General features: G+C 37.8%; 5 protein-coding genes. All 5 read right to left on the reverse strand.

Annotated elements, in window-relative coordinates; all coding sequences use genetic code 11:
* Positions 1-194, reverse strand: a 194-nt coding sequence (locus AB1630_11865) for a hypothetical protein (protein MEW6104488.1), incomplete at its 3' end; no start/stop codon positions are given.
* Positions 181-498, reverse strand: coding sequence for a hypothetical protein (locus AB1630_11870; GenBank protein ID MEW6104489.1), 318 nt, complete (start codon positions 496-498; stop codon positions 181-183). The genes AB1630_11870 and AB1630_11865, both read right to left, overlap by 14 nt.
* A complete protein-coding gene (locus AB1630_11875; protein ID MEW6104490.1) occupies positions 462-1,049 on the reverse strand; it encodes a 3'-5' exonuclease in 588 nt (195 codons plus the stop codon). Before AB1630_11875 ends, AB1630_11870 begins: the two co-directional genes overlap by 37 nt.
* Complete coding sequence (locus AB1630_11880; protein ID MEW6104491.1) at positions 1,046-1,831, reverse strand: hypothetical protein; 786 nt, start codon at positions 1,829-1,831, stop codon at positions 1,046-1,048. The genes AB1630_11875 and AB1630_11880 overlap by 4 nt, the downstream gene beginning before the upstream one ends.
* Positions 1,832-1,843: 12 nt before the next feature.
* The coding region (locus AB1630_11885) for a hypothetical protein (protein MEW6104492.1) at positions 1,844-2,869 on the reverse strand (1,026 nt) is incomplete at its 5' end.

Below are 2,869 nucleotides of genomic sequence, written 5' to 3' on the forward strand. Positions count from 1 at the left end.
GCCTTAAGGGGATCACCGGTTAGGATAGAAAGAAATTCACTATCAGAGACTACCTTTGCCTCATTAGGCTTTAAGCTAAATATCTGCATTGTTCCTGAATCAATAAGATGCTTTGTTCCGGAGAAGACAAGGAAATGCTCTGTTCCATACTTTATCAATGTGCCATCAGGGTATTTTATCTTAAGGTAAGACATCACCGGTTGGAAATTTGGATAATTGCTCTGAGGTTAGCTCTGTAATAGATGTGCCATCAGGGGCATAGGCTTTAACACTATTATTGGGAACCAGCCTCTTTCTTCCATTCATTACATAGAATACATAATCATTGAATTTTACAAATTTTCCTTCTAAGGAAAGGGTATCATCTGTATTCTCTGTTCTGTATTCTGTGTTTTCTTGATAAGGCTCATATGAAAAAGTAATTGATGGGATTGCCTCTATATCAAAAAACCTTAGTCTATTTATTGTCCTGGCGAGGTTTGCGGTTTGCTTAAACATAGGTTATTCTTCTGATTTTTGTAGTTTAAGAATTTCTCAAAAATATTAGCCTGCTCAATAGCATCATCAAGGGCATTGTGGGTATGTTTGGAAGGAGAAAGGAATCTTTTGTCAATCCTTCTTTTCGTTGTTTCACTCCAGGAACAATGGGTCATTCCCATATAATAAGCCTTCAGATCAAGACCACTAATCCCAAATGGATTATGTCCTAAGAAGCGATGAAAATAATAGCAAACAAACATCCAATCAAATGTGGCATTAAAGGCAACAAAAACAGGTCTTTTTTCTTGACTAACCCTTTGAATCCATTGCTCAAAGTCTTTCATTGCTTTATTTGGCTCAGCACCCTTTGTTTTTAAAGTCTCCATATTTAAATGGCAAGCATCAATTGCCCCTTGAATGTAGTTGTCATTCAAGGGTTTTAGCTCAATGTAGAAGCCCTTTTCTGTTTCTCCCACTACACAAGCTCCTAGTGAAAGCATACTGTATTCTCCAGGAATAGGCCCTGATGATTCAATATCCACTGAGATAAATATTTCTTCCTTTGTCATTCTTCGGTTTGATACCAATATTTAAAGCCAAGTTTTTCAAAGAGCCTTTTGTAGTTTATTTTGAATACCCCTTCTCCGTATTCAGGGTCTGGGTCACGGCATTCCTCCATTAGTATTCTTTCTGTTTCTTTGCCTTCTCTATTCTGCTTTAACTCCGCATCTTTTAGCATCTTCTTTGCTTTACGGGGATTAAATGGTTCTTGAAAAGTTCTTAGCCAGAGGTCGCCCCAATCTTTTTTAAAATCTTCAATTCTTTCTTTATAATACCAATAAAATTCTAACGCCAGCCTATTTTTCCTAACCTCAATCGGCAACTCCCTTGTTGAAAATAACATCTTTGGAATATTTTTACCTTCTTCATACTCAGGGTTTATCGTAGCAACGATTAAGGATTCATTACAATGCTCATCGTCCTCAAAGAGAAGCTCTGTGTTTAATAAAGATGCAAGCTTATAGAGACAGTTTATGTCTTGTTTGGTTATTATTGATATATGTGATGTTTGGTCTTTTAATTCAGATGGAGAAAGAGTCCATCTTATAATATGACACCCTTTAGGAAAGCAGTCATCAAATAAATTTATCTCATTGCCAGCCCCTATCTCGTCGCTTACATAAGGACAAGTAATATCTTTTCTTATAATCCAATACTCCCCTGTATCACTGTTATCACCGTTCTCGCTATACTCTTTTTGGATTTGAAAGTCAGGGAAGAGCATATCCCTGAGAAGATGAGCCATCTCATCTGGGGTGATTGATGAAACCACATAACAACGTACTGACATTATAAATTCACCTCATTTTTTATAGATAATATGGGGATAGGGTGTTACTTTTTTCATAAAGGCTTCATTTTCCCAAATAGCTATTGGAGTTTTTCTTCCTAATACATTCTGTGATTCCTCCACCCATTTCTTAAGCTCTGGTATCTTATTGAGGTTTTCTAATCTTTCCGGATGTTTTGATCCGGGATTCAACTCTAAAAGAGCCTTTCCTCCTTCTTTTGATAACCCATACTTCTTAATTAACTTATCACTCACAATAAAGAAATCAATATCACTATCTGCATTAAATGGCCTATCTATTGTATATTTCCTTCCGGTAACCACACTTCCTCTAATCCCAGTAATCTCATCGCCCTTGCCCAACCTCCTTCCAATATCCTGAAGCCCACCTGTAATTTTATGGTAAAGCTCCAGAGAACCCTTAAATCCCCTTTTTGTTATTGTTTGGACAAGCTTTATATGGCCAGTTCCTATTATTGGAAGGGCAATAGCTAGTCTTTCTAATGGTGAGAGCTTTCCTGCCAGACCTTCGCCTTTAATAGCGCTGAGTACATCATATATATCACTACCTATCTTTACAGGAGATGGAACAAGCCCAACCAAGCTTATTCCCATATCTGCTACTTTGAGAAACTCCTCTTTCCAGAATTTTAATAAACCCTCAGCTGTGTTTTGGCCAAGAAATGTGGCTGTGCTTTGTCCTGGATTTAGGCTATTGGGAAAGCTTACCTTTAAATTATTGCCCTCTATCTTTAATTCACCGCCTACATAGGCTGTCTTTAACATCGCATCGGTAAGCTGTTGATAATCAATGGGAGGGATAATGGGATTGGGGCTAGCTATTTGGGGATGAAGGGCATCATAAAGCTCCTTTGTTGCAATCTCTTGGTCTTTGAATCTTTCCCCTATCCTATTCTCTATCTGTGAACGTTCAATCCCTTCTTTCTCAAATATATCCTTCAGGCTATCCCATAGCTTATCCAATACCCCGCCTATTCCACCAGGTGTCTTTGCTCCCAGATTTATTGCATAGTTTGC

The sequence above is a fragment of the bacterium genome (assembly GCA_040753555.1).
Lineage (GTDB): Bacteria > UBA9089 > UBA9088 > UBA9088 > UBA9088 > JBFLYE01.

What these genes read in the sequence shown, in the direction of transcription:
- AB1630_11870 (MEW6104489.1), bottom strand. Translation starts at nt 498, where the DNA reads ATGTTTAAGCAAACCGCAAACCTCGCCAGGACAATAAATAGACTAAGG.
- AB1630_11875 (MEW6104490.1), bottom strand. Translation starts at nt 1,049, where the DNA reads ATGACAAAGGAAGAAATATTTATCTCAGTGGATATTGAATCATCAGGG.
- AB1630_11880 (MEW6104491.1), bottom strand. Translation starts at nt 1,831, where the DNA reads ATGTCAGTACGTTGTTATGTGGTTTCATCAATCACCCCAGATGAGATG.